The 26,004-nt window shown below is 42.5% G+C and carries 24 protein-coding genes; 15 read left to right on the top strand and 9 right to left on the bottom strand.

The genetic code is table 11. From position 1 onward, the window contains the following. The first annotated feature begins 274 nt into the window (after nt 1–274). Nucleotides 275–853, top strand: coding sequence for a 30S ribosomal protein S16 (locus KDU71_RS04185; protein ID WP_212188654.1), 579 nt, complete (start codon nt 275–277; stop codon nt 851–853). A 152-nt stretch (nt 854–1,005) separates the two neighbouring features. On the opposite strand, the gene KDU71_RS22980 is transcribed toward KDU71_RS04185, so the two are convergent. Beyond that, nucleotides 1,006–1,398 (bottom strand): hypothetical protein, encoded by a 393-nt coding sequence (locus KDU71_RS22980; protein ID WP_244828169.1) that lies wholly within the window; start codon nt 1,396–1,398, stop codon nt 1,006–1,008. Between the two features lie 99 nt (nt 1,399–1,497). Between KDU71_RS22980 and KDU71_RS23160 the strand changes: the two genes are divergently transcribed. After that, nucleotides 1,498–1,626, top strand: a complete 129-nt coding sequence (locus KDU71_RS23160; RefSeq protein ID WP_262898249.1) for a hypothetical protein — start codon at nt 1,498–1,500, stop codon at nt 1,624–1,626. A 24-nt stretch (nt 1,627–1,650) separates the two neighbouring features. Here the strand turns inward: KDU71_RS23160 and rpoN are convergent, their stop codons facing one another. The 4 genes from rpoN to ispG all read right to left on the bottom strand — a co-directional run bounded on the left by rpoN (nt 1,651) and on the right by ispG (nt 7,682). Beyond that, nucleotides 1,651–3,099, bottom strand: a complete 1,449-nt coding sequence (gene rpoN, locus KDU71_RS04195) for an RNA polymerase factor sigma-54 (protein WP_212188656.1) — start codon at nt 3,097–3,099, stop codon at nt 1,651–1,653. A gap of 190 nt (nt 3,100–3,289) precedes the next feature. After that, nucleotides 3,290–4,738: an asparagine--tRNA ligase gene (gene asnS, locus KDU71_RS04200; RefSeq protein ID WP_212188657.1), complete on the bottom strand. Its 1,449-nt coding sequence runs from the start codon at nt 4,736–4,738 to the stop codon at nt 3,290–3,292. Between the two features lie 163 nt (nt 4,739–4,901). Beyond that, a complete protein-coding gene (locus KDU71_RS04205) occupies nt 4,902–5,687 on the bottom strand; it encodes a hypothetical protein (RefSeq protein WP_212188658.1) in 786 nt (261 codons plus the stop codon). Between the two features lie 123 nt (nt 5,688–5,810). Beyond that, nucleotides 5,811–7,682: a (E)-4-hydroxy-3-methylbut-2-enyl-diphosphate synthase gene (gene ispG, locus KDU71_RS04210; protein ID WP_212188659.1), complete on the bottom strand. Its 1,872-nt coding sequence runs from the start codon at nt 7,680–7,682 to the stop codon at nt 5,811–5,813. A 155-nt stretch (nt 7,683–7,837) separates the two neighbouring features. Here ispG and KDU71_RS04215 point away from each other — a divergent pair, with 155 nt between their 5' ends. Then, nucleotides 7,838–8,743: an ATP-binding cassette domain-containing protein gene (locus KDU71_RS04215; RefSeq protein ID WP_212188660.1), complete on the top strand. Its 906-nt coding sequence runs from the start codon at nt 7,838–7,840 to the stop codon at nt 8,741–8,743. Nucleotides 8,744–8,753: 10 nt separating this feature from the next. On the opposite strand, the gene pdxH is transcribed toward KDU71_RS04215, so the two are convergent. Beyond that, on the bottom strand, nt 8,754–9,392 hold the full coding sequence (gene pdxH, locus KDU71_RS04220; protein WP_212188661.1) for a pyridoxamine 5'-phosphate oxidase: 639 nt from the start codon (nt 9,390–9,392) through the stop codon (nt 8,754–8,756). 139 nt (nt 9,393–9,531) lie between these two features. On the opposite strand from pdxH, the gene KDU71_RS04225 reads away from it, so the two are divergent. Together KDU71_RS04225 and rimM are read left to right on the top strand one after the other, a co-directional pair. Continuing rightward, nucleotides 9,532–10,101 (top strand): cob(I)yrinic acid a,c-diamide adenosyltransferase, encoded by a 570-nt coding sequence (locus KDU71_RS04225; protein ID WP_212188662.1) that lies wholly within the window; start codon nt 9,532–9,534, stop codon nt 10,099–10,101. A gap of 54 nt (nt 10,102–10,155) precedes the next feature. Continuing rightward, entirely contained in the window at nt 10,156–10,671 is a 516-nt protein-coding gene (rimM, locus tag KDU71_RS04230; RefSeq protein WP_212188663.1) for a ribosome maturation factor RimM, read from the top strand. Nucleotides 10,672–10,744: 73 nt separating this feature from the next. Here the strand turns inward: rimM and KDU71_RS04235 are convergent, their stop codons facing one another. The 3 genes from KDU71_RS04235 to KDU71_RS04245 form a co-directional block, all read right to left on the bottom strand. Beyond that, on the bottom strand, nt 10,745–11,170 hold the full coding sequence (locus tag KDU71_RS04235; protein WP_212188664.1) for an acyl-CoA thioesterase: 426 nt from the start codon (nt 11,168–11,170) through the stop codon (nt 10,745–10,747). A 30-nt stretch (nt 11,171–11,200) separates the two neighbouring features. Further along, a complete protein-coding gene (locus tag KDU71_RS04240; protein ID WP_212188665.1) occupies nt 11,201–11,764 on the bottom strand; it encodes an L-threonylcarbamoyladenylate synthase in 564 nt (187 codons plus the stop codon). Between the two features lie 266 nt (nt 11,765–12,030). Then, on the bottom strand, nt 12,031–12,846 hold the full coding sequence (locus tag KDU71_RS04245; protein ID WP_212188666.1) for a 2,3,4,5-tetrahydropyridine-2,6-dicarboxylate N-succinyltransferase: 816 nt from the start codon (nt 12,844–12,846) through the stop codon (nt 12,031–12,033). 195 nt (nt 12,847–13,041) lie between these two features. Between KDU71_RS04245 and KDU71_RS04250 the strand changes: the two genes are divergently transcribed. The 10 genes from KDU71_RS04250 to KDU71_RS04295 all read left to right on the top strand — a co-directional run bounded on the left by KDU71_RS04250 (nt 13,042) and on the right by KDU71_RS04295 (nt 25,914). Then, nucleotides 13,042–13,812, top strand: coding sequence for a hypothetical protein (locus KDU71_RS04250; RefSeq protein WP_212188667.1), 771 nt, complete (start codon nt 13,042–13,044; stop codon nt 13,810–13,812). Nucleotide 13,813: 1 nt separating this feature from the next. Further along, nucleotides 13,814–14,596, top strand: a complete 783-nt coding sequence (locus KDU71_RS04255) for a carboxypeptidase-like regulatory domain-containing protein (RefSeq protein WP_212188668.1) — start codon at nt 13,814–13,816, stop codon at nt 14,594–14,596. A gap of 492 nt (nt 14,597–15,088) precedes the next feature. Next, entirely contained in the window at nt 15,089–16,918 is a 1,830-nt protein-coding gene (ilvD, locus tag KDU71_RS04260; protein WP_212188669.1) for a dihydroxy-acid dehydratase, read from the top strand. 54 nt (nt 16,919–16,972) lie between these two features. Further along, nucleotides 16,973–18,709, top strand: coding sequence for a biosynthetic-type acetolactate synthase large subunit (gene ilvB / locus KDU71_RS04265; protein ID WP_212188670.1), 1,737 nt, complete (start codon nt 16,973–16,975; stop codon nt 18,707–18,709). A gap of 47 nt (nt 18,710–18,756) precedes the next feature. Next, entirely contained in the window at nt 18,757–19,299 is a 543-nt protein-coding gene (gene ilvN, locus KDU71_RS04270) for an acetolactate synthase small subunit (RefSeq protein ID WP_212188671.1), read from the top strand. Between the two features lie 97 nt (nt 19,300–19,396). Further along, complete coding sequence (gene ilvC, locus KDU71_RS04275) at nt 19,397–20,443, top strand: ketol-acid reductoisomerase (RefSeq protein ID WP_212188672.1); 1,047 nt, start codon at nt 19,397–19,399, stop codon at nt 20,441–20,443. Between the two features lie 166 nt (nt 20,444–20,609). Then, nucleotides 20,610–22,106 carry a 2-isopropylmalate synthase gene (locus KDU71_RS04280; RefSeq protein WP_212188673.1) on the top strand — a complete coding sequence of 499 codons (1,497 nt, stop codon included), beginning with the start codon at nt 20,610–20,612 and terminating at the stop codon, nt 22,104–22,106. 101 nt (nt 22,107–22,207) lie between these two features. Continuing rightward, a complete protein-coding gene (gene leuC / locus KDU71_RS04285) occupies nt 22,208–23,611 on the top strand; it encodes a 3-isopropylmalate dehydratase large subunit (protein ID WP_212188674.1) in 1,404 nt (467 codons plus the stop codon). Nucleotides 23,612–23,626: 15 nt separating this feature from the next. Further along, nucleotides 23,627–24,226 (top strand): 3-isopropylmalate dehydratase small subunit, encoded by a 600-nt coding sequence (gene leuD / locus KDU71_RS04290; protein WP_212188675.1) that lies wholly within the window; start codon nt 23,627–23,629, stop codon nt 24,224–24,226. 155 nt (nt 24,227–24,381) lie between these two features. Next, complete coding sequence (locus KDU71_RS04295; RefSeq protein ID WP_212188676.1) at nt 24,382–25,914, top strand: alpha-isopropylmalate synthase regulatory domain-containing protein; 1,533 nt, start codon at nt 24,382–24,384, stop codon at nt 25,912–25,914. Nucleotides 25,915–26,004: the final 90 nt, after the last annotated feature.

The following is a 26,004-nucleotide window of genomic DNA, read 5'->3' on the forward strand; positions in this document are numbered from 1 at the left end:
TCAGAATTTTCTATTTCCTTGCTTATTCGTCTGGGTGGTTGGCGAAGTTAATGAATTAATAGGGGAATGCCGAAGGGAAACAAGTTAATGTGTTGTTAGTATTTAGCGCTTTCAAATCGGAAAAGTACCAGTTTTCATATGGTTGTTACCGGCTAAAAATAAATGACTTGTATTAATATTTGCGCTCAAAACATTGGCGGATACATTTATTAGCTTTATCTTTGCAGTCGCAAAACGAGTTTTTGCAATTGTTTAATTTATAAAACGTAATACTATGCCTGTAAAAATTAGACTGGCACGTCACGGACGTAAAAGGTATGCTTACTACCACATTGTAGTAGCCGATAGCAGAGCGCCACGCGATGGTAAGTTCATTGAAAGAATTGGTTCTTACAACCCGAACACTAATCCTGCTACAATCAACTTAAACTTTGACAAAGCCCTTGAGTGGTTAGGAAAAGGTGCTCAACCAACAGACACTACTCGTGCGATTCTTTCGTACAAAGGTGTGATGATGAAGAAGCACTTGTTAGAAGGTGTTAAAAAAGGCGCTTTTGATGAGGCAGAAGCTGAAAAGCGTTTCGACGCTTGGTTAGCTGGAAAAGAAGGAAAGATTCAGGCTAAAAAAGATCAATTAGCAGGTGCTAAAGCTGACGCTACTAAAGAGCGTTTAGAGCAGGAAGCTAAGATCAATAGCGAAAGAGCTGAGGCCCTGGCTGCTAAAAAAGCTGAATTAGCTGCTGAGGCAGAAGCTGCTGCTAAAGCTGCTGCTGCAGAGGCTGCTGGTGAAGAAGCAGAAGAAGTTGCTGAAGAAGGAGCAGAAGAGGCTCCAGAAGCTCCGGCTGCTGAGTAATTCAGACCGATCTTTTTCAAAAAATATAAAAGCCATCCGTTAGGGTGGCTTTTGTTATTTTATGACGATCGATTGCGCAACAATACCAGGGTGGACTACAATTATGACTGTTTTATTATCAGTACTTAAAGTCTTTTAAGATGTTAACTGGTCTAGAAAATTAATGAACCTGCAAATACCACCAACCCACCTAGAATAAAGCCTGTGTGCACTTGCGCTGGCGTGTGTGCTTTAAGATACAAGCGTGCGGTACCCACCATTCCGGCAATAATAATGGCTAAGGAGAATAGTATCCAAATATCCAGGCCGAAGCGAAAAGAAAGCGCCAGGAGCGCACCAGTTAAACCACCGATACCTATCATGTGCATACTAATTTTCCAGAAGAGTGTGATAAGTAATGCTATTGCAATTGCAATGATAGTGGCCAGCATAAAGCTTTGAATAAAACTTGGCACAACCGGTATGCGACTTAAAAAGAAATAACCAAGGCAATAGAAAATACCTGTGAATACCGTTGGAAGAATGCGTTCTTGCCGGTTCTTCATGTATATGCTTTTAATAACACCCAATAACATAAATAGGGGCATGAGACTCAGCGGCAATGCACAGGTGCTTAAAAATACAATCAGGTAAATGATTCTTTTATGATCGAGCGGAAGATAGGAGAAGTGACCACCAATATTAAAGATGAGGAACAATCCCAGTGTAGGAATGAGCATGGGATGAAATACGGTGGATATTATTTTAGAGAAGGTGCGCATTGGGTGTATTAAAAAGCCGGTATTAACCGGCTGTTATTATAATTCTTTTCTTAATCGGGCCACAGGAATATTAAGTTGTTCACGGTATTTGGCCACCGTTCGGCGTGCAATATTATATGATTTTTCTTTAAGAATGGCTGCCAGTTTATCATCCGTTAACGGTTTGCGTTTGTCTTCATTGGCAATGCATTCCTCAAGTATTTTCTTAATTTCCCGGGTACTCACTTCCTCACCGGAATCGGTTTGCATACCTTCTGAGAAGAAATACTTCAATGGGAAAATCCCAAAGTGTGTTTGGATATATTTGCTGTTAGAAACCCTCGAAATGGTTGAGATATCCAAATTGGTTCTCTCGGCAATGTCCTTCAAAATCATTGGTTTTAGCTTGGTTTCATCACCTTCTAAAAAGTAATCATGCTGATAATCGAGAATAGAATTCATCACGGTCATTAGCGTATTCTGCCGTTGTTTGATGGCGTCGATAAACCACTTCGCTGAATCGAGCTTCTGCTTAACGAACATGACAGCGTCTTTCTTCTCCTGCGTCTGATTCTTTTTGTTACTGCTGTAATCTTGCAGCATATCCGAGTAGGCATTGCTGATGCGCAGTTCGGGTACGTTTCTGTTATTAAGGCTTAACTGAAACTGTTCGTCCTCAATCTCCAGGATGAAATCCGGAATAATGTGCTGAACAGTTTTGGTCATTGGGTTGCTGTAGGAGCTACCAGGTTTGGGGTTGAGTTTAAGAATTTCGCCAAGCGCATCCTTTAGCTCATCTTCATCGATGTGAAGGCGTTTGGCTATCTTATCGTAGTGCTTTCGCGTAAACTCCTCGAAGTGATGCCTTAAAATCTGGTAGGCATTTTCTATGTCGGGGAAAGTACGGTCTTTACGTTGTATTTGTAAGATAAGGCATTCCTGCAGATCACGGGCAGCCACGCCAGCAGGGTCAAAATCCTGCACAATCTCCAGCACATCCAATGCTTCGCGTTCGTCAACCTCTATGTTTTGAGCAAAAGCCAAATCGTCAATAATCTCATCTACTTCTCTGCGCAGATAGCCATCTTCATCCACATTACCAATGATGTATTCTGCAATATTTCGTTGTCTGTCTGACAGAATACGCAGCCCAAGCTGAGCTATCAGATGCTCGTGAAATGTAGCGCCAGTTGAAAAAGGAATGTCTTCGTGTTTATCGTCCTTTGAAAAGTTACGTGACTGAAGCTTATAGGCTGGAATATCTTCATTGTTGATGTACTCATCAATAGATAGTTCATCGCGTTCAATTTCCTGCTCAGGTGCATCCATTTCATCCTTGTCCGGATCAGGTTGTTCGCGTTCCAGTTCCAGAATTGGGTTTTCTTCCAACTCTTTTTTTATTCGCTGCTCAAGCTGTACTGTTGGAATTTCCAGCAGCTTTATCACCTGTATCTGAAGAGGTGATAGTTTTTGAAGTAGCTTTTGTTGTAAACTCTGTTTTAACATTCTTCTTGCTTCGTTCTTGTCATGCCTGCGCCGAGCGCAATGCTTACATCCCTTAATGGTGAGTTTCAACAAAATTAAGATTTATTCATCAAAACCTATATACGCGCTCCGTTTTTTGATGAATATTAAAAAGAAATGCCGGATATCTGTCATATCCGGCATTTAATATCTTGAAAAACATGCGCTTCAATTAAAATTCAGCTGTTTTTGGTGTGCGTGGGAATGGAATAACGTCGCGAATGTTGCCCATGCCCGTTACAAACAACATCAGGCGTTCGAAACCTAAACCAAAGCCACTGTGCACAACCGAGCCAAAACGACGGGTGTCAAGGTACCACCACATCTCTTCGGCTGGTATGTCCATCTCCTCCATGCGATAAACCAGTTTATCGTAGTCTTCCTCACGTTGCGAACCACCAATAATTTCACCAATCTGTGGGAACAATACATCCATTGCCCTCACTGTTTTGCCATCATCATTCTGCTTCATGTAGAAGGCTTTGATGTCTTTCGGGTAATCGGTCAGGATAACTGGCTTCTTGAAATGTTTTTCAACCAGGTAACGCTCGTGTTCCGACTGCAGGTCGCTGCCAAAGCCATCAATTGGGTACTTGAATTTGCCTTTTTTGTTTGGCTTCGAGTTCTTTAGTACTTCAATGGCCTCGGTATATGGCAGGCGAATGAAGTCGTTAGCTAATACAAACTGCAATTTTTCAATGAGCTCCATTGAGCGCTCGTCGGCTTTTTTGTTCTTTTCTTCCTCTTGAAGCCTTTTGCTCAAGAATTCCAGATCGTCCATGCAGTTATCCAATGCATATTTGATCAGGTATTTAAGAAATTCTTCAGCCAAATCCATATTATCATCCAAATCGTAGAAGGCCATCTCTGGTTCAATCATCCAAAACTCCGCCAGGTGACGAGATGTATTAGAGTTTTCAGCACGGAAAGTTGGTCCAAAGGTGTAAATTTCGCCCATGGCCAAGGCTGCCAGCTCACCTTCCAACTGACCTGATACTGTCAGATTGGTGGCTTTACCAAAAAAGTCTTGTGAATAATCAATGGCACCTTCCTCTGTGCGCGGCATATTATCGTAATCCAGCGTGGTTACTTTAAACATCTCACCAGCTCCTTCAGCATCTGAAGCAGTTATAATTGGTGTATGAATATTAACAAATCCTTTCTTTGTATAGAATTCATGCACTGCAAAAATCATGGCGTGACGAATGCGAGCGATGGCTCCGAAAGTATTGGTGCGGTAGCGCAAATGAGCATTCTCACGTAAAAACTCCAGTGTGTGCTTCTTAGGCTGAATCGGGTATTTTTCCGGATCGCAATCGCCCATCACCTCAATTTCTTTAGCCATTATCTCTACCTTCTGGCCGCTACCAGTTGATTCTGTTATCTCACCATTGATAGAAACAGCTGCACCTGTAGTGATACGTTTGAGTAATGCCTCATCAAAGTTAGGTACATCAACAACTATCTGAATATTATGAATGCATGATCCGTCATTTAGTGCAATGAAATTAACTTGTTTATTACCTCGCTTGGTTCTTACCCAACCTTTCACATTAGCTTGCTTACCAAATTCGGTACTTTTCAGCAGCTCCACAATTTTTGTTCGACGAATCTGTTCCATTTTTAATATCTATTTATATTCAGGTTTGCAAAATTAATGATTTGTTTTTATTGAGCGCTAAGTCACTGGTTAAATGCAAGTGAATTACACATTTTTCTGTCAGATTATATATAAAAAAAGGTGACTCATTGCGAATCACCTTTCTTTTGCCTGCATACGCAGTTTATTTTTTTGTGAATCGCTCCATTTTATTGTCGTAATTAATGTAGTAACGCCCCTTTTCGATACCGGCCACATTTACTTCTGAACCATAGCCCTTAAATACAATGCCTCCATATTCATCATAGATTTCGTATAATGTAGGAGAGGAGAAGCTGATCTTATCATCTACTTTATTGGGCGAGAAGGTTACTTCAGCCTGTGTTGAAATCATTTTTGTTTCCTGCGAGTAACGTGGCTTATTACGATAGTCAACTTGCTTAATTCTGAATTTATTTTCACCAGTATGCTGACGCACATCTACACTGTAAGTGTTTGATTGGTTGGAACCATTGCCTTGAACTTCGCCTACTTTTACCCATTTGTTCCAGCGGTATTGCTCAACAATAAAAGGTAATGCGCCGGCTTCTTTGGTGGTTGTCCAGTTTAATTTGTTGTTGGAAACTGTCAGATTAACAACCTCAAAGGTTGCTCGCGGATTAAGCACCTCAGGATTCAGTACTTTGGGTTCGCAGTCATCTTTAAATTTGATGCCTACAATAATGGCCTCGCCTAAGGTAAACTGAAATACTCCTAAATCAATCTCAAAGGCGCTTGAATTAATTTCGTCAGTTGTCGTTTGGCCGTTTACAGTTACTTCGTATACGCAGAACCCAACACCGGAAGCGGCAAATGGATTCTTTACATACAGGTTTTCACCCTGAAATGTGCCTCTCAGCTCAAGCTCACCAGCTTGAACGTTAACCATGGTTAAAACCGTCGCAAAGAATAATAGAAATATCCGTTTCATTTAGGCTAGACTCAATTAGTTATTTTTGGGATACGCAATTTATAAAATTAGACCCAGATAGCAAAAAAATCACTCCGAACGATTCAAAAAATCCACGACCGGACGTATTTCTTTGATTAAAAATCATTTCTGAGGTGGTTCTACCCAATCTCCATGCTCTTTTATCAGGTTAATTAGTTCGTCAACGGCCTCTTCTTTTGAGAGGTTTCGTTTAATCAGTTCACGTTTTTTAAACAGGCTAACCGTATCAGGACCGGAGCCGATGTAACCGTAGTCAGCATCAGCCATTTCGCCAACGCCATTTACCACACAACCCATAACTGCCACTTTAAGCCCTTTAAGGTGCGAGGTGCGTGCTTTTACCTGTCGTGTTGTTTCCTGCAGATCAAATAATGTTCGGCCACAACCCGGGCACGAGATAAATTCTGTTTTGGTAAATCGTACCCTTGATGATTGTAAAATACCGAATGCCGTGTTAATGATTTCCTGATGTTTTATCTTCCCCAGATTATGTAAAAACAAACCATCGGCTAAACCATCTAGAAATAAGATACCTGCATCAGCTGCCGATTTTATCTGAAAATCTTCATCGTTATCGTCCTCATAGTTATTGTTTAGCACCACAGGATGTGTTAACTGCTGCTCAATCAGTTTGAAGATAAGTGCTCTTTGCTCAACGGGCCGGTTGATATGGGATGACTCCAGTAGAATAATAACTTGTTTGTTTTCACGCAGCTTTTCAGCTATTTCATCGTTAAATCCTGGGTAAGAGATTGCTAAAAAGCAGTTTTCAGGGAGTTCAGGGGTGTCGATAAATTCTGTAGTAGTTAATACCGGAACGGTATTAGCTGAGGTGTTGGCCGTTTTCCATGCCTTGAATGGGATAAGGTATTTCTGATAATGGTTTCTGACATCATCAGGACTTTCAATCATCAGATAGTCGGGTTTAAGTGCTTTTCCTGTTGTAAACTCATCAACAGCCTCGCAAATCACAACAGGAGCATTGTCGCCACCAATATTGAGTACAACATGTGTTTTTCGTCTGTTGTATTCAAAAGGGGTGAAATACAGCTTATCCATTGAGGGTATTGGCTGATGGTTATTTCTGGCAGTGATATGTTTAACCAGTTTTGTGGCAACCGGCACTTCTTTCTCAGGATCTTCGGTCAATGAAACACGGATGGTATCACCCAATCCGTCAACAAGCAACGCGCCCGAACCAACGGCCGATTTTATGCGTCCCTCATCCTCACTACCTGCTTCCGTAACGCCCAGGTGGAGCGGGTAATTCATATTTTCCTTCTTCATGGCTGTTACCAATAACCTCACTGTATGCACCATGATGCGCGTATTGCTGGCTTTGATGCTTAAAACAATATCCTTAAAATCAAGCTCTTCACACGTTCGAAGGTATTCCATACAAGCTTCAACCATGCCTTGAGGGGTATCGCCGTAACGGCTCATAATACGGTCAGAAAGGGAGCCATGATTGGTGCCTACTCGAATAGCAGTGCCATATTGTTTGCAAACACCCAAAAAGGCTGACAGCTTTGACTTGGCTACAGCCAGTTCTTCGTTGTATTGTTGGTTGGTATAGTCAAAATTGAACTTTTTGGCCCCACCAGAGAAATTACCCGGATTGATACGGACCTTTTCTACATTGGAGGCTGCTACCTTGGCAGCATTAGGATTGAAGTGGATATCAGCTACCAGCGGTGCCTCATAGCCTTTATCACGGATGATGCGCTTCACTTCTTCAAGTGTGTGTGCCTCACTACGTCCCTGGGTGGTAATGCGCACAATGTCAGCCCCGGCATCCAATATGCTCATCACCTGGGTGGCAGTCGCTTCTGCATCTAAGGAATTGGTGGTGGTCATCGACTGGATTTGAATAGGACTGTTTCCGCCAATAGTTTTAATACCAACTTTAACCGGACGTGTCGGGTTGCGGTGATAATTAAATAAATCTTCGCAGTATAATGGCTCGTGTGACATCTGATTGTAAATTGATTCAATGATTAAATGCAAAAGTAAGCATTAATGTTTAGCGGGCTATGCACAATTATCAAAGTAAATGATGACTCGCATTTTTTAGGTCTTTATCCCGATTCATTTCTTTATCGTACTTTTGAGATATTAAATCAATCAGTATGTCAATTGTTGTAAAAAACGTTGTTAAGGAATTTGGGCAACAGAAAGCTCTTAAGGATGTTTCATTTTCCATATCTTCAGGTGAGATAGTTGGTTTCCTTGGACCTAATGGTGCAGGCAAATCGACGATGATGAAGATAATCTCAGGTTTGTTACCGCAGTCGGCCGGAGAAGTTGAGGTGTGTGGCATTAGTAACAACGATTACAATGAGGCATTTCGTCGGAAGATTGGTTATTTGCCGGAGCATAATCCCCTATATCTTGATATGTATGTGAAAGAATACCTTTTGATGGTGGCTGAACTATACAAGCTGGGTAATAAACGAGCGCGTGTTGATGAAATGATTGAACTGACTGGTTTAGGCTTAGAACAGCATAAAAAGATTGGTGTTTTATCGAAAGGGTATCGGCAACGAGTGGGGCTGGCACAAGCGCTGATTCATGATCCCGAAGTGCTCATACTCGATGAGCCAACCACAGGCCTAGATCCCAACCAGATTCTGGAAATACGTAACCTTGTAAGAACTGTAGGGCAGGAGAAGACGGTGATGCTGAGTACCCATATTATGCAGGAAGTGGAAGCTATTTGTGAGCGCGTAATAATTTTAAACCGGGGCGAATTGCTTATCGACCATCCTTCCACCGATTTATCACAACTAGAGGCTGGTAATAGTTCAACGGTGTTTGTTGAGTTTGATCGGCAGCCCACTTTAGATGAACTGCGAAATGCTATTGAAGCAGGAGAAATCAAAAACGTATCGGGATATGGCTATGAAATTAATGCCCAGGCCGATATCCGAAAGGCTGTTTTTGACTTTGCGGTGGCACAGGGATTAACCATACTGACCTTGACCCGACAAGAGCGGAACCTGGAAAGTGTGTTTCACGGATTGACCAAAGAATAGTATCTGGCATTTAGGGTGCTAGCTGTCTGATAATCCAGTTGTTATCTTCTAAGCGGTACTGAAAGCGATCATGCATCCGATTGGCCTTACCTTGCCAGAACTCGATGCTGATGGGTTCTAGTAAGTAACCGCCCCAATGCAGCGGGCGTGGTATGCTTTGATCTTCATACTGTTTCTTCAGTTGCTCAAACTGATTGGTTAGTTGCTGGCTACTGTCTACCACCTGGCTTTGGTTGGAAGCCCATGCACCCAGCTGACTTTCGCGTGGGCGCGACTGAAAATATTCATCCGATTTTAGTGAGGGTACTTTTTTAATGGTGCCTCGTATGCGCACCTGACGCTCCAGTTCAGGCCAGAAAAAGTTAAGTGCAGCCTTGTTTGTTGCAGAAAGTTCCTGCCCCTTCTGACTGTTGTAATTGGTGAAAAAGACAAAACCATCTGAATGTACATCTTTCAATAAAACTATCCGACAATTGGGCATCAGGTCCTTATCTACCGTTGCCAATGTTACTGCAGTAGGTTCATTGCACTGGGCAATCAAGGCTTCCTGTAGCCAATCGTTAAACTGTTGAAAAGGAGAGGTTTTCAGGTTTTCTTTTTGAAGGTAGCCCTTGGTGTACTCTTTACGTATATCTGCCAATTTGTTCATTGTTCTGTCATTAATTAAAATCAGAACAAGAAATGATAACTATTGTTTACAACATAAGAGGCCTTAACTGAGCAAACTTTTTAATGAGCTTTGTGTTTAAGGTCTTTAAACTTTCAATTAACAGACAGAATCTTTATATATGAAAATATATACAAAAACAGGAGACAGGGGACAAACAGATTTACTGGGTGGCGTTCGTGTTGCCAAAGATGATATCAGGGTAGATGCCTACGGAACATTCGATGAGGTCAATTCTTTTATTGGTCTTTTGCGTGCTAAGCTCGCTCCAAAACATCTCTGGCAGGATAAGCTGCATCATATTCAGGTTGAGCTGATGAATACCATGAGTCATCTGGCAACACCTTATGAACTGAAGGATAAGAATACCATGCCTTTGCCCGAAGGGATGGATAAATTCTGTGAAGAATGGATTGACGAAATTGAAGCAGACTTAAGCAGCCGATCGGATCATTTTATATTACCCGGTGGCAATGAAGTATCGGCCTTATGCCATGTAGTGCGTTCACAGCTGCGTAAAGGAGAGCGTAAACTCACCACTTTGCATCGGGTTCACCCCGTTGAGCGTTCAATCTTGTTTTTTATTAATCGTTTGTCCGATTTGTTTTTCAGTTTATCAAGAGCAGCCATGGAAGAGGCGCACTTAACTGAAGAGCGCTGGAAAGCCTTTCTGTACAAACGGGGGAAGTGATGGAATGTATATAGCTGTTAGCTTTTTTTCTACCTTTGCAGCAAAAGTATTTCAATGATTGAGAAACATACCTGTCGTCAGATTGGCGTTATTGTTAAAACACACGGCATTGCCGGAGAAGTTGTGCTGCGATTGTTTAATGAATTTTCCATTGATGATGTGGATGTGGAGTTTCTTTTTCTGGAGTTAGATGGTGGTTTAGTGCCTTTTTATCTGGAGGAGGCGCGTGAGAAAAATCAAACCGATGTATTGGCAAAGTTAGAGCAGCTGAAAGATGATCAGCAAGCTTTAAAGGTGATTGAGGCACCGGTTTATGTCCAAAAACAGGGAGAAGAAGCGATTGAGGAAGCACCTTTTTCGGCCTATCAGCTGGTGGGTTACGAAGCCCAGGCTGCAGGTCATGGCTATATTGGCGAGATTGTGGCCATCCGTGAGATCTCTAAAAATCCGTTGTTTGAGCTGGATAATGATGGAGAAGAGGTGCTGATTCCGATAGTTGACCATTTTATTGCCTCTATTGATGATGAGCAGCGACTGGTCATTTTTGATTTGCCCGAAGGATTAATATAGCCAACAGCTGCATAAAGCTAGCTGTCGGCAGATTCTCTAAATGCCTGAGTTCAAAATTTAGTTCAAACTCAGGTTAAAAGTCTTTTCCTTCATATTGAGAGATGGTTTTGCGCCATTCCGGCAGTAGCTCCAACCCTTCTTCGGTGGTTTTATTGAAGCCAACCATTACTGAGCTACACGTGGCCTTAACCGTTTGTGTGGCGTTGCATACCACCTGTTGTTCCATCTTTAAGCTTTTAGTTCCCAAGCCAACAATGGCAGTTTTAACTTCTATGGTGTCTTTCAGGTAGATGGGGGTGAGAAAATCAGTGTTAATGTTCACTACAATTAGCGTTTCTTCATTAGCAAATATGGTTTTGCCCAATACCTCGGTCATATAATACATACGGCCGAGATCAAAATATTCCTGAATGATGGTGTTATTTACATGACCTAAGCCATCTATGTCGTTAAACCGGATTTGGACCGGTGTACTATGCTTATATATTGTTTCTTTCATGTAACTATAACTTATAGCCAACAACTTTGTTTACTCCCTTATGATTGTAACCTGCCCATCCTTAGTTAATTTGATAATGCTCGATGGAGCCGGATTTTTCATTTCGTCTTGCCTGAACTTAACGATGTAATCAACTCCTGCCTTTATTACTTCATTCACTTGAGCAAAATTCTCAGGTGATGGCTCGCCGTTCGAATTGGCAGATGTTGATACAATAGGCTTTTTAAAACGGGCACATAACTCTTTCGAAAACTGTTCCTCAGTGATGCGGATGCCCACACTGCCATCGGCTGCCAAAAGATTAGTTGCCAGGTTTTTGGCATCATCATAGATAATTGTTAATGGCTTAGTGGTGAGTTCGGCCATATCGTAAGCTACCTCAGGTATGTCATTCGCGTAGCCGGCCAGCTTGGCTGTATTGTCAAGCAAAACCAGCATGCCTTTAGAGTTGTCTCGCTGCTTTAGCTCATAGACACGTCTTACTGCGTCGGCGTTAGTCGCATCGCAGCCTATGCCCCAAATAGTATCTGTTGGGTAAAGGATAATACCGCCTTTGCGCAGCACTTCAAGTGCTTGTTTTAAATCGTCGTGCATGGTAGTTTGTTTTTTACGAAGATAGAAAAAGGCGATTGAAGATGATAATGGATTGCCGGATTTTAGAAATGATAGGTTTGTCAAGGGCTTCCTTGTAAGGAATCAATTAATGAAGCTTCTGATATAAAAAAAACCTGACAGGATGCCAAATCCCATCAGGTTGTTTTTTGTACGTTAAACTATAAACTACTTAACTATTAAACTCCTCAACTAAGCAAGCTGTTAATTATCTTTTGTCTATAAGTCTAGCATCTATTATTCTGTAATTAAACCGCAACATTATTTTCGCGCAGTGCGTCATTCAATGAGGTCTTTTTATCTGTTGACTCTTTACGCTTACCAATAATCAGGGCTGCAGGCACCTGGAATTCGCCGGCAGGGAATTTTTTGGTATACGAACCAGGAATGACCACAGAACGCGGAGGTACATAACCTTTGTATTCAACAGGTTCAAATCCGGTTACATCAATGATTTTAGTAGAGCCGGTGAGTACAACATTGGCTCCTAATACGGCTTCTTTACCTACGCGACAGCCTTCTACAACAATACAACGCGACCCGATAAAGGCATCATCTTCTATAATTACCGGAGCTGCCTGCACAGGTTCCAATACACCACCGATACCAACACCACCACTTAGGTGTACGTTTTTACCAATTTGTGCACAACTGCCAACAGTAGCCCAGGTATCCACCATGGTACCACTTTCTACATAGGCGCCAATATTTACATACGATGGCATCATTACTACGCCACTCTGCAGATAAGAACCATAGCGTGCTACAGCGTGAGGTACAACGCGAACACCAAGCTCTTTATAATTGTTTTTCAGGGCAATTTTGTCATGGAATTCAAATGGGCCCACCTCAATGGTTTCCATTTGCTGAGTTGGAAAATAAAGAATAACAGCTTTCTTCACCCATTCATTTACAATCCATTCGTCTCCCTGTGGTTCTGCCACACGAATTTCTCCTTTGTCCAGTTGTTCAATTACTGTTTTGATGGCTTCAACGGTTGCCGGGTTATTTAGCATCGACCTGTCTTCCCAGGCTTTTTCAATGATACTCTTCAAATCGCTCATTTACTTCTGATTTTTATGTTTGATGGCAAAAATAGTTCTTAATTATAAGACTTCACTATAAAAAACTAGTATGCAATTTTGTTTTAACTAATTAGTTTTTACCTGTTAAAAGCTGTTAATTATCTCTCCGTTTGTTGAAAAAATAACACGCTACTTACTAACTTGTTTTATCTTAACCTTGCCTAATCTCTGTATATGAAGAAAATCTGTTTATTAGTTGTCTTTTTAATTTGTGTGTGTGCTTTGTCTGCTCAAACCAGGCAAGTGTGGTTGCACGGTAAAGTGGTGACACAGGGTGATAAACGCAATATACCACTTGCTCAGGTGGCCAGCTTTAAAAAAATGAATGTATTTGCGGCTGATTCAGCTGGTGAGTTTAAGGTGATACTAGATGCCACTGACAGCATAAAAGTATTTGCTTTGGGCTTTGAGGCCCGCACGTTTTATTTGGATAGTCTCCATATTGACCCCGATTTAATGTATCTGTTCCCACTTAAGGCTGCTTCTTACCAGATTCAGCAGGTGGATGTTAATTCGAACAAGCATTATATGGATTATCAGGATAAGCTGAAGATGATGAGGAGTAAGCAGATGGAAATGGACCTGATGTTGCCGGCTGATATTGAACTTGGCCGTAGACCAGATGTTCCTGTAGATATACTGCCTACTTACCGGAAAAATCCGCCAGTGCTGGCTGCGTTTTTTCAGCCGGCTAATGTTATCTATTACTATACATCTAAAACAGAAAAGCAAAAGCGAAAAATGATGAAGTTGCTGAAGTATGAAAAACAGCGGCAGATGATGACGATAGAGATGTTAAGTGAAGTGAGTGGGTTTAAGGGAACTGAATTGGATGAGTTTATTATGTATTGTAATGCACACATTAAGTTTAGTGAAATGGATACGCCACTTAGTATCAAATACAAGGTGGTTGATTTGTTCGAGGAATATAAAAAAGATGAATAGGATGCGCGCACTGATAACGATATTGGTTTTAATGGCTACTCAATGGCTAATGGCTCAGAATGAAGATGATCGCCGTGTTATTCTGGTAGGTAAGGTTGTTAAAAGTGACAGTGTCACAGCGGTGCCATTTGCCTTTGTGGCCAACAGTCAAACAGGTTATGGTAAAGAAACCAATGAAAGTGGAGTGTTTAAGTTAACTACTATGGCTTCTGACACCCTGTTTTTCAGGTGTCTGGGTTATCAGGATACCATGCTTGTTGTTAAGGATGAAATGCTTAGTGATACTTTGCTTTTGGTAGTCAATGAAAAAAGCTATGAACTAGGGTCAGTTGATGTGCTGATGTTTAAGTCTTATGCCTCATTCAGGCACATGGTGGCCAATATGGATATGATGCCCGATAACCGCTATCACATGCCCATTAGTGTTAATGTAATGGCCGTTAAGAAGGCTATTCGGGAAAAGGATAAAAGGTTCGGTCCTGGTATAGCGTTTGGCAGGGGCAGTGCTACCCGAAAAGAAAAACAGTACGCCGCTTTTTCGGCCAACGAAAAACTTTATGAACGATTCAGGGAGTTGACTTCAAGGGAAAATATGCAATACCTGACAAAGTTGGATGGAGCCCAACTGGATTCGTTTTTAGTATTTCTAAGAACTAAGCATAAAATCGATCCTGATTTTAGCGATTATAAAATGATGGAGGCTATTAATCTGGTGTTTGAGGAGTTTCTCGCTCTAAATTCGGATACCCTTAAAGCTGGAAATAATGACATGTATCACCCTTGAAATTGAACTTACATTTTCTTGAAAATTATAAATGAAAATTAAATATGCGTAAATGGCATAATATGAGGGTGTAAGAATAGGATATGCAAATCCATTATTAATCATTTTATTTCGACTGCTTATTTATATATAGCAAGAAGGTGTAAATAGTAAGCGTATAAGGCCTCGAAAATACGAATTGTAAAAAAAAACGATATTTTTTTGACTATTTCTTTGGTGTTATGAAAATCAATCCTACATTTGCTAGCGTAAAAAGCAACAACGGTGTTTCGGGTTAACCAGAAGTGCCAATATTTTTTTTAAAGAGACAATTTCAAGATGAAATTCAATTTATCACTCATTCTCAACATTATTATTATTCTCGTGGTCATTATTATTAGAACCTAGAGGAGTGAGAATGCTATGTAGATAAACAAACGATATAAGTTACTAAGAGCTTTTCTCACACATACGGGAAAAGCTCTTTTTTTTGATACAAACGGAAACGATACAATGAAAATAACACTTAGAAGCGCAACATCAACACAAGGTCGGCGTATGGCCGGAGCCAGAAGCTTATGGCGTGCCAATGGCATGAAGGAGCAGCACTTTGGTAAGCCGGTTATTGCAGTGGTTAACTCCTTTACGCAGTTTGTGCCTGGTCATGTGCATTTGCACGATATTGGACAGATGGTGAAGCAGCGTATCGAAGCCAACGGATGCTTCGCTGCTGAATTCAATACCATTGCCATTGATGATGGTATCGCCATGGGGCATGATGGGATGCTGTATTCGTTGCCATCACGCGATATCATTGCGGATAGTGTGGAATATATGGTCAATGCGCATAAAGTGGACGCCATGGTTTGTATCAGTAACTGTGATAAAATAACGCCTGGTATGCTTATGGCTGCTATGCGCTTAAATATCCCAACCGTATTTGTTTCTGGGGGTCCAATGGAAGCCGGAAAGGCTGGAGGCAAGGCGCTTGACCTGGTGGATGCCATGGTAATGGCTGCTGATGATTCAGTATCGGACGCTGAAGTGGAAGAGGTGGAACGCAATGCATGTCCAACCTGTGGGTCCTGTTCGGGTATGTTCACTGCCAACTCAATGAATTGCTTAAATGAAGCAATAGGTTTGGCTTTACCAGGTAATGGAACCATCGTTGCCACACATGTCAATCGTAAACGCTTGTTTGAAAAAGCTGCAGATTTAATCGTTGAAGTTACCAATCGGTACTATGGCGAAGGCGATGAGTCGGTTTTACCACGTTCAATCGCCACCTACAAGGCTTTTGAAAATGCTATGACACTGGATATCGCTATGGGGGGTTCTACCAATACGGTATTACACATTCTGGCCATAGCTCATGAAGCAGGTGTCAACTTTACTATGGATGATATAGACCGTTTATCGCGCACTACACCTGTTCTATGTAAGGTGGCTCCTAACTCGCATTACCACATTGAGGATGTGAATCGTGCAGGTGGTATCATGGCGATATTGGCTGAGCTGAACCGAGGTGGTTTATTACATACCGATGTGAGTCGTGTTGACTTCCCAAGTCTGAAAGAAGCTTTAACAGCTTATGATGTGATGGGTGACTCAGTATCGGACGAGGCAAAGGATGTTTATTCAAGTGCACCTGCTGGCATGTTCAATTTAACCATGGGCTCGCAGAAAACACAATACGCACAACTGGATTTGGATCGTGAAAAAGGCTGTATCCGCAGTGTGGAAGGCGCTTACTTCAAAGATGGTGGTTTAGCCGTATTGTTTGGTAACCTGGCCGAGAAGGGTTGTATCGTTAAAACTGCCGGTGTAGATGAGTCCATCTTCACTTTCAATGGTACAGCTAGAGTATACGAGTCGCAGGATGATGCCTGCGAAGGTATCCTGTCGGATGAGGTGAAGGCTGGTGATGTGGTGATTATCCGCTACGAGGGCCCCAAAGGCGGTCCGGGTATGCAGGAAATGCTATATCCTACCTCTTACCTGAAGTCGAAGCACCTGGGTAAAGCTTGTGCCTTATTAACCGATGGTCGTTTCTCTGGTGGAACATCAGGTCTGTCAATTGGTCATGCATCGCCCGAAGCGGCTGGTGGAGGTAATATTGCACTGGTGCAAAACGGCGATCCTATTTTAATTGATATTCCAAATCGAAAAATAGAATTACAGATAAGTGAAGATGAGCTGGCTCAGCGTAGAGCAGCCGAAGAAGCAAAGGGTGATAGGGCCTTTAAGCCTGGTCATCGCGAAAGGTATGTATCAAAAGCCCTTAGAGCCTATGCCAGTTTGGTAAGTGCTGCTGATAAGGGAGCAGTAAGACTGATTGACTAAAACATTAACAGGGATAGCTATTAGCAAGTAACTATCAGCCATAAGCTAAATATTATGGAAACACAAACGCAAACATCAACCATGGAAGCCAAAGAAATGAAAAAGAAACGGATGAGTGGCTCCGAAGCCGTAATGCAATCTTTGTTGCATGAGGGAGTAGATTTATTATTCGGATATCCGGGTGGGGCGATTATGCCGGTGTACGATGCACTTTACCACTACCAGGATAAGTTGAACCACATTCTGACACGTCATGAGCAGGGAGCTGTTCATGCGGCTCAGGGCTATGCGCGAGTCACTGGCAAAGTTGGCGTTTGCTTTGTTACAAGTGGACCTGGTGCAACCAATGCCGTTACCGGTATAGCCGATGCCATGGTGGATTCAACACCGCTTGTTGTCATCAGTGGTCAGGTGGCTTCACCGTTATTAGGCACCGATGCTTTTCAGGAAACTGATGTAGTAGGTATCACGCAGCCGATTACCAAATGGAATTACCAGGTGAAGCGTGCCGAAGAAATACCGGAAGCTATAGCCAAAGCTTTTTATATTGCACGAACTGGTCGTCCCGGGCCTGTGTTGATTGACATAACTAAAGATGCTCAGTTTGCTCAATTCGACTTTGAATACAAGCCTGTTAATAAGGTGCGCAGCTATAAACCACGAACGGCCGTAAAGGCAGATAAGGTCGCTGAAGCGGTTCGGCTAATTAACCTGGCTAAAAAACCTTTGGCCCTGGTAGGACAAGGAGTGGTGCTTGGTGGTGCTGAAAACGAACTGATGGAGTTTTTGCAAAAAACAGGTATGCCTGCAGCCTGGACACTTCTGGGATTGTCAGCTATGCCATCCGATTTTGAACAGAACGTTGGAATGCTTGGAATGCATGGTAATTACGGGCCAAATGTTAAAACCAATGAGGCAGACCTGATAGTGGCTATCGGCATGCGCTTCGATGACCGTGTAACGGGTAATGTGCAGAAATATGCCAGCAATGCCAAAGTGGTGCATCTGGAGATTGATCCAGCAGAAATCAATAAAATCATTTACGCCGATGTGCCGGTGTTGGGCGATGTGAAAGAATCATTGCCAATGTTAACCGACATGGTGTCGAAGAATAATCATGAGGCCTGGTTAAGTGAGTTTAAGGCTTGTGATAAAATTGAAACTCAAAAAATTATACAACCAGAGCTTTTTCCGGCCAAGGAAGGCTTAACCATGGGAGAAGTGATAAGGCGCGTGACTGAGCAATACAGTGATGATGCCATCATGGTAACCGATGTTGGCCAGCACCAGATGATGGCATCACGCTACTTCAAGTTTAAACAAACAAGAAGCGTGGTAACATCCGGCGGACTGGGAACAATGGGATTTGGTTTGCCAGCGGCTATGGGTGCTAAATTAGGTCAACCAGATCGTCCGGTATGCCTGTTTGTTGGCGATGGCGGATTTCAGATGACCATACAAGAGCTGGGGACTATCTTTCAAACACAAGCTGATGTGAAGATAATTCTGCTGAATAATAACTTCCTGGGAATGGTTCGTCAGTGGCAGGAGTTGTTTTTTGACAGACGCTACGCATCAACCGAATTGATTAATCCCGATTTCCAGATGATTGCCAAAGGGTATGGCATAGCCACCGAAAAAGTAACCGAACGTGATGATTTGGATGCTGCCGTAAACCGTATGGCTGAGCACAAGGGAGCCTATTTATTGGAAGTGGTGGTTGAGAAAGAAGGTAACGTGTTCCCGATGGTACCAACGGGCGCTTCAGTTTCAGATATTCGCCTTGAATAGTACCAAATTAACAGATTACCAAATCGACAATTCAACATTTAAAGAAGATGAAACAAGAATTCACATTATCAATATATTCTGAAAACCACGTAGGTCTTCTAAACCAGGTGACAACCGTCTTTACACGTCGTCATATTAATATCGAGAGCCTGACAACTTCAGAATCAGCCATTCCGGGCATTCATAAGTTTACCATTGTGGTATTTACATCTCGTGAGCAGGTCAATAAGCTGATGTTGCAAATTGAAAAACGCATTGATGTTATTAAGGCCTATGTATTTACGGCCGATGAAATTGTGCATCAGGAAGTAGCATTGTATAAAGTAAAAACGGAGTCTTTACTCAATGGTAATGAAATTGAGCGTTTGGTTCGCCAGTATGGTGCGCGTATTCTAGAGGTGACCAAAGAATATACGGTTATCGAAAAGACCGGGCACAAGCGCGAAACACAAGAGCTGTTTGAAAAGCTTGACCATTTTGGTGTTCAGCAATTCGTTCGTTCAGGTCGCATTGCGGTAACCAAACTCAAGGAAGAGCTGCTGTCTAATTATCTGAAAAAGCTCGAAAAAGAGAAGAGTCTTTTAGACTAGAGTTAAGTATCAAGACTAAATAATAAAGAAATAAAAGCTAGTAGCTGGTTTCTAATGATCAGTTGCTCAAAGAAATAAACATTAATCAAATAAAATCATGGCAAAAATTAATTTTGGAGGCGTTGAAGAAAACGTTGTAATGAGGGAAGAATTCCCATTGGAAAAAGCACGTGAAGTATTAAAAGACGAAACGATTGCTGTAATTGGTTACGGTGTGCAAGGTCCAGGGCAATCCCTTAACCTGAAAGACAACGGTTTTAACGTGATTGTTGGTCAGCGCAAGGAATCAAAAACATGGGATAAAGCAATTGCTGATGGTTGGGTTCCTGGTGAAACTCTTTTCGAAATTGAGGAGGCGCTTGAAAAAGCAACAATTATCCAATACTTGCTGTCTGACGCTGGTCAGATTCAGATGTGGGACACTGTGAAAAAGTACTTAACACCTGGTAAAGCACTTTATTTCTCACACGGATTCGGAATCACTTACAAAGAGCGTACAGGTATTGTACCTCCTGCTGATGTGGATGTTATCCTTGTTGCTCCAAAGGGATCAGGTACTTCATTGCGTCGTATGTTCCTTGAAGGACGTGGCCTGAACTCTTCGTACGCGATCTTCCAGGATGCTACAGGTAGAGCCAAAGACCGTGTTATCGCATTAGGTATCGGTGTTGGTTCAGGTTATCTGTTTGAGACAGATTTCAAACGTGAAGTATACTCTGACTTAACTGGCGAGCGAGGTACCTTGATGGGATGTATCCAGGGTATTTTTGCTGCTCAGTATGAGGTGTTACGTGCCAATGGACACACACCTTCTGAGGCATTTAATGAGACTGTTGAGGAATTAACTCAGAGCCTGATGCCGTTGGTAGCTGAAAATGGTATGGATTGGATGTATGCCAATACATCAACCACCGCTCAGCGTGGTGCTTTGGATTGGTGGAAGCCTTTCCGTGATGCGACTAAGCCAGTATTTGAGAAATTATATTCTGAAGTAGCGGCCGGTAACGAGGCACAACGTTCAATCGACTCTAACAGTCAGGCCGATTATCGCCCTAAGTTAGAAGCTGAGTTGAAAGAGTTACGCGATTCAGAAATGTGGCAGGCAGGTGCTGCTGTTCGTAAATTGAGACCAGAAAACCAATAATATGAGAGCTATCGGGATTATCTGATTGTAGCTGATCCCGAAGCTTAACTCTTTTGTGAGATATAAAGAGCTAGCAGTTAATAGCTATTGGCTGATAGCTTTTTTGTCGCAGACAAAACAAAATCCGAAGGGGATAGGAATTCGGAAAACCCAAAAAACATTAATCATGGATAATAAAGTTTATATATTCGATACCACTTTAAGAGACGGCGAGCAAGTGCCGGGATGCCAGTTAAACACTATTGAAAAGATAGAAGTAGCCCGTCAGCTCGAGAAGCTCGGCGTGGATGTGATTGAAGCTGGATTCCCCATTTCGAGCCCTGGAGATTTTAATTCGGTGGTCGAGATTTCAAAGGCTGTTCAAAATCCAACTATTTGTGCTTTAACACGCGCTGTTAAAAAAGACATTGAAGTGGCGGCCGATGCTTTGAAGTTTGCCAAGCGTGGCCGCATACACACCGGTATTGGTACATCACCTTATCACATCAAATACAAATTAAATTCTAACGAAGACGAAATTGTAGAGCGTGCAGTGGAAGCTGTTAAATACGCCAAGCGATTTGTTGAAGATGTAGAATTCTATGCCGAAGATGCTGGTCGTTCAGACAATGAATACCTTGCCCGCGTGGTGGAAGCAGTGATAGCTGCCGGAGCTACTGTTATTAATATTCCGGATACAACAGGTTATTGCCTGCCATCCGAATATGGTGCAAAAATTGCCTATCTGGTTAATAATGTGCCTAATGTCGATAAGGCAATTCTTTCTACACACTGTCACAATGATCTGGGAATGGCGACTGCCAACACATTAGCAGGAGTTGTTAATGGGGCCCGCCAGGTGGAAGTCACCATTAACGGATTAGGTGAGCGAGCTGGTAATACATCTCTTGAAGAAGTGGTGATGGCCATGAAATCGCATCACGATCTGGACTATAGAACAGGAATCGATACGAAGCAAATCATGAAAACCAGCCGATTGGTTTCTACCTTGATGCGTATGCCGGTTCAGGCCAACAAAGCCATTGTAGGGCGTAATGCATTTGCTCACTCATCGGGTATCCATCAGGATGGTGTGTTGAAAAATCGTGAGAACTACGAGATCATCGATCCGGCTGAGGTAGGTGTAAAAGAGTCTAGTATTGTATTGACTGCACGTAGTGGTCGTGCTGCATTGAAGCACCGTTTGCATGTGTTGGGTTACGAATTTGAAGGCCCGGAATTGGACGAAATCTATCAGCAGTTCCTTGATTTGGCCGATAAGAAAAAAGATGTGGCCGATGAAGATTTGGAAGCATTGGCTGGTTCTGAAAAAGAAAAACAAGATCGTTCTATTAAGTTAGAATCCTTGCAGGTGATTTCAGGTAGCTCAACCATACCAACTGCAACAGTGGCAGTGAGCTTCAATGGTGATGTATTTACCGAAACCGCTTCGGGCAATGGCCCAATTGATGCTTCTTTCACCGCGGTTAAAGCATTGGTAAAAAGGAAAGTGCACCTTGAGGAGTTCCTGATTCAGGCCATAACGCGTGGTAGTGATGATTTGGGTAAAGTTCATGTCACAGTTGAACACAAAGGGCATACATATTACGGCTTCTCGGCTAATGTGGATATCATAACCGCATCGGTTGAAGCGTTTTTAGATGCCATTTCAAAAATCGGATAATTAGTGATTAGTCAGTAGTTAATAGGCAGAAGGCGGAAGATGTTGCCAAGTGCCTAAAAAATAAGCTAACGGCTCACAGCCAGCAGCTAATAGCTAAAAATATGGGAAAAACATTATTTGATAAAATATGGGACAGTCACGTTGTCAAAACGATTGACGACGGACCTAATGTCCTTTATATCGACCGTCACTTCATCCACGAAGTAACGAGTCCACAGGCTTTTGGTGGTATAAAAGCCAGAGGAGGAAAAGTAGCACGTCCATCGCAGGTGATTGCTACACCTGACCACAACATTCCTACAGTTAACCAGCATTTGACCATTCAGGATGAGCTATCGCGTCATCAGGTGGAAACGCTGAAGAAGAACTGTGAGGAGAATGGCATTACCATGTATGGTTTGAACCATCCTTATAATGGTATTGTGCATGTTGTGGGGCCTGAGTTGGGTATTACACAGCCGGGTATGACTATCGTTTGTGGTGATAGCCACACATCTACACACGGTGCATTTGGTAGCATTGCCTTTGGCATCGGTACCAGTGAGGTGGAGATGGCTTTGGCCACACAATGTATCATGCAGCCTAAGCCAAAGAGCATGCGCATTAACATTGAAGGCGAGCTTGGTAAAGGAGTGACTTCAAAAGACATCATCCTTTACATTATCTCTAAGTTATCAACAGGTGGTGGAACCGGCTATTTTGTTGAGTTTGCAGGTTCTGCTATTCGCAGCCTATCGATGGAAGCCCGCATGACTGTTTGTAACATGAGTATTGAAATGGGTGCCCGTGGTGGAATGATCGCACCTGATGAAACCACTTTTGAATACATCAAAGGACGCGAACAGGCTCCTAAAGGTGAAGCATGGGATAAGGCAGTGGCTTATTGGAAATCACTGGTGACTGATGCAGATGCTAAGTTCGATAAGGAACTGACTTTTGATGGCGCCGATATTGAGCCGATGATTACATACGGTACCAACCCTGGCATGGGTGCTAAAGTGTGTGAGTACATTCCTACGCTTGATTCGATTGAAGATAGTTCTCAAGGTTCTTTCCAGAAGTCGATGGAGTACATGGGCTTTAAAGCCGGTGATAAGCTGGAAGGCAAGCAGGTTGATTACGTTTTTGTTGGTAGCTGTACTAACGGTCGTATAGAAGATTTACGTGCTTTTTGTGAGGCTGTAAAAGGCAAGCAAAAAGCTGAAAGTGTTACTGCCTGGATTGTACCTGGAAGTAAGCAGGTTGAGAAGCAAGCTATTGAAGAGGGTTTAAAGGAGCAGTTGGAAGCAGCCGGTTTTGAATTGCGTCAGCCTGGTTGTTCAGCTTGTCTGGCGATGAACGATGATAAGATTCCGGCAGGTAAGTATGCGGTGGCTACATCTAACCGTAACTTCGAAGGTCGTCAGGGACCTGGTTCACGTACTATGCTGGCTAGCCCGTTAACAGCGGCTGCTGCTGCAGTAACGGGTGTTGTAACTGATCCACGTACCATCTTTAACTTATAATCAGGAGGAAGAAATATGCCAATAGATAAATTTGTAACAGTGCAGACTTCGTTTGTTCCAATGCCAATCGAAAATGTGGATACAGACCAGATTATTCCGGCCCGATTCCTGAAGGCAACCACCAAAGATGGTTTTGGTGATAACCTGTTTTACGATTGGAGATACGAAAAAGATGGTTCACCCAAAGCCGGTTTTGTATTAAACAATCCAGCATACTCAGGTACTGTGTTGGTAGCTGGTAAAAACTTTGGAAGTGGCTCCAGTCGAGAGCATGCGGCCTGGGCAATTGCCGGCTATGGATTCAAAGCGGTTGTTTCCAGCTTCTTCGCCGATATTTTTAGAGGTAACTCTTTAAATAATGGTGTGTTGCCGGTTCAAGTGTCTGAAACATTTTTAGCCGGATTATTCAAGGCGGTTGATGCGGATAATAAGGCAGAAGTGAAGATTGATTTGGAGAATCAGACCATCACTAATGTTTCAACAGGCGAGTCAGAAGGTTTCGAAATCAACTCCTACAAGAAAAATTGCTTAATGAATGGCTACGACGATATCGACTATTTATTAAGCCTGGGTGAGGAGATCGAAGCATACGAAGCACAGGCTGTTAAGTTCTAGCAGAACAACAGCTGATTAATGTTTAGCAGAGTTTGATAATAGATAGAAAGTCATCTCGACTACCGTTCGGCGCGCCATCGCCGAACGGGGTCGGAATGATGAAAAACTGGCTAAACAGATAGCAAAACCAATAACCACAAAAACCAAGAGATTACATGACTATAGAGCTAATGGATACCACTTTACGCGACGGCGAGCAAACTACCGGGGTGTCGTTTAACGAATCGGAGAAGCTGGCCATGGCGACCATGCTGCTCGAAGAGTTAAAGGTGGACAGGATAGAAGTAGCATCAGCGCGGGTCAGCGATGGCGAATATCGGGCGGTGCAGAAGATAACAGAGTGGGCCGCAAAAAAAGGTTTGCTAGATAAAGTTGAGGTACTGGGTTTTGTTGACGGAAGAACATCTCTGGAATGGATACAAAGTGCCGGAGGAAGAGTCATTAATCTGCTGACCAAGGGATCGTTGAAGCACGTTACCGGGCAGTTGGGCAAAACGCCCGAAGAGCATGTAGCTGATATTAGGAAGGTATTGCAGGCTGCTGAAGAAATGGATATTGATGTAAATATCTACCTGGAAGACTGGTCGAATGGGATGATTGACTCACCCGACTATGTTTATTTCATGCTGGATCAACTGCAGGATTCAACCATTAAGCGTTTTATGCTGCCTGATACACTGGGTATTTTAAACCCGGATCAGGTAAAAGAGTTCTGCTCTTCTATCATCACGCGCTATCCAAACCTGCATCTTGATTTTCATGCCCACAACGATTACGATTTGGCTGTGGCTAATGTGTATGCCGCTATTAAAGCAGGTGTGCAAGGCATTCATACAACCATCAATGGTTTGGGCGAAAGAGCAGGAAACGCACCTTTGGCCAGTGTAGTAGGTTTAGTGAACGATCAATTGGGGGTTAAAACAAATATTGAGGAGGCTAAGATCACAAAGGTCAGTCAGTTGGTCGAAAGCTTTTCAGGCATTCGCATACCAACCAATAAACCGTTGACTGGCGAGTTTGTTTTTACGCAGTGTGCAGGTATTCATGCCGATGGCGATAATAAGGATAACCTGTATTTCAACCGCCTGATGCCTGAGCGGTTTGGGCGAGTGCGCAAATATGCGTTGGGCAAAACATCGGGTAAGGCCAATATCCTTAAAAACCTCGAAGAACTGGGGATTGACCTTTCTTCTGAGGAAATGAAAAAGGTAACAGAGCGTGTTATTGAGCTGGGTGATAAAAAAGAAACGGTAACTACCGAAGATTTGCCTTATATTATATCAGATGTGCTTAAGAGTTCATCTATCAAAGAGCACATTAAAGTAAAAAATTACAGCTTGCAATTGACCAAAGGACTGATGCCTTTAGCCAATGTGAGTATTGAGATTGATGGTGAGCTACACCAGGAAACAGCCAATGGCGATGGGCAGTACGATGCTTTTATGCATGCCATCTGGAAGATTTATGAGAAACTGGGTAAAAATCATCCGGTACTGGAGGATTACATCGTAACTATCCCGCCAGGCGGAAAGACAGACGCGCTTGTAGAAACAGTTATCTCATGGGAGTTTAAGGGCAAACTATTTAAAACACGTGGCCTGGATGCTGACCAGACTGAAGCAGCCATTAAGGCAACTGTTAAGATGCTTAACCTGATTGAAAACGGAAATTTGAAAATTATAAACTAGACTGTTAGATATTAGACCAATAGATGATAAGACAAATTCTTATCGGAAAAAGGTCTAACAGTCTAATGTCTAATAATCTATTATCTAACG

This window comes from Carboxylicivirga sediminis, from assembly GCF_018156225.1.
Classification (GTDB): Bacteria; Bacteroidota; Bacteroidia; order Bacteroidales; family Marinilabiliaceae; genus Carboxylicivirga; species Carboxylicivirga sediminis.

Coding starts and splice junctions, on each gene's coding strand:
- leuD (WP_212188675.1), top strand. CDS start 23,627: ATGCCAATAGATAAATTTGTAACAGTGCAGACTTCGTTTGTTCCAATG.
- pdxH (WP_212188661.1), bottom strand. CDS start 9,392: ATGAACAAATTGGCAGATATACGTAAAGAGTACACCAAGGGCTACCTT.
- KDU71_RS04240 (WP_212188665.1), bottom strand. CDS start 11,764: ATGCACGACGATTTAAAACAAGCACTTGAAGTGCTGCGCAAAGGCGGT.
- KDU71_RS04280 (WP_212188673.1), top strand. CDS start 20,610: ATGGATAATAAAGTTTATATATTCGATACCACTTTAAGAGACGGCGAG.
- ilvC (WP_212188672.1), top strand. CDS start 19,397: ATGGCAAAAATTAATTTTGGAGGCGTTGAAGAAAACGTTGTAATGAGG.
- rimM (WP_212188663.1), top strand. CDS start 10,156: ATGATTGAGAAACATACCTGTCGTCAGATTGGCGTTATTGTTAAAACA.
- leuC (WP_212188674.1), top strand. CDS start 22,208: ATGGGAAAAACATTATTTGATAAAATATGGGACAGTCACGTTGTCAAA.
- KDU71_RS04215 (WP_212188660.1), top strand. CDS start 7,838: ATGTCAATTGTTGTAAAAAACGTTGTTAAGGAATTTGGGCAACAGAAA.
- KDU71_RS04235 (WP_212188664.1), bottom strand. CDS start 11,170: ATGAAAGAAACAATATATAAGCATAGTACACCGGTCCAAATCCGGTTT.
- KDU71_RS04205 (WP_212188658.1), bottom strand. CDS start 5,687: ATGAAACGGATATTTCTATTATTCTTTGCGACGGTTTTAACCATGGTT.
- KDU71_RS04255 (WP_212188668.1), top strand. CDS start 13,814: ATGCGCGCACTGATAACGATATTGGTTTTAATGGCTACTCAATGGCTA.
- ispG (WP_212188659.1), bottom strand. CDS start 7,682: ATGTCACACGAGCCATTATACTGCGAAGATTTATTTAATTATCACCGC.
- KDU71_RS23160 (WP_262898249.1), top strand. CDS start 1,498: ATGATCGAGCGGAAGATAGGAGAAGTGACCACCAATATTAAAGATGAG.
- KDU71_RS04185 (WP_212188654.1), top strand. CDS start 275: ATGCCTGTAAAAATTAGACTGGCACGTCACGGACGTAAAAGGTATGCT.
- rpoN (WP_212188656.1), bottom strand. CDS start 3,099: ATGTTAAAACAGAGTTTACAACAAAAGCTACTTCAAAAACTATCACCT.
- ilvD (WP_212188669.1), top strand. CDS start 15,089: ATGAAAATAACACTTAGAAGCGCAACATCAACACAAGGTCGGCGTATG.
- ilvB (WP_212188670.1), top strand. CDS start 16,973: ATGGAAACACAAACGCAAACATCAACCATGGAAGCCAAAGAAATGAAA.
- ilvN (WP_212188671.1), top strand. CDS start 18,757: ATGAAACAAGAATTCACATTATCAATATATTCTGAAAACCACGTAGGT.
- KDU71_RS04295 (WP_212188676.1), top strand. CDS start 24,382: ATGACTATAGAGCTAATGGATACCACTTTACGCGACGGCGAGCAAACT.
- KDU71_RS04225 (WP_212188662.1), top strand. CDS start 9,532: ATGAAAATATATACAAAAACAGGAGACAGGGGACAAACAGATTTACTG.
- KDU71_RS04250 (WP_212188667.1), top strand. CDS start 13,042: ATGAAGAAAATCTGTTTATTAGTTGTCTTTTTAATTTGTGTGTGTGCT.
- KDU71_RS04245 (WP_212188666.1), bottom strand. CDS start 12,846: ATGAGCGATTTGAAGAGTATCATTGAAAAAGCCTGGGAAGACAGGTCG.
- KDU71_RS22980 (WP_244828169.1), bottom strand. CDS start 1,398: ATGAAGAACCGGCAAGAACGCATTCTTCCAACGGTATTCACAGGTATT.
- asnS (WP_212188657.1), bottom strand. CDS start 4,738: ATGGAACAGATTCGTCGAACAAAAATTGTGGAGCTGCTGAAAAGTACC.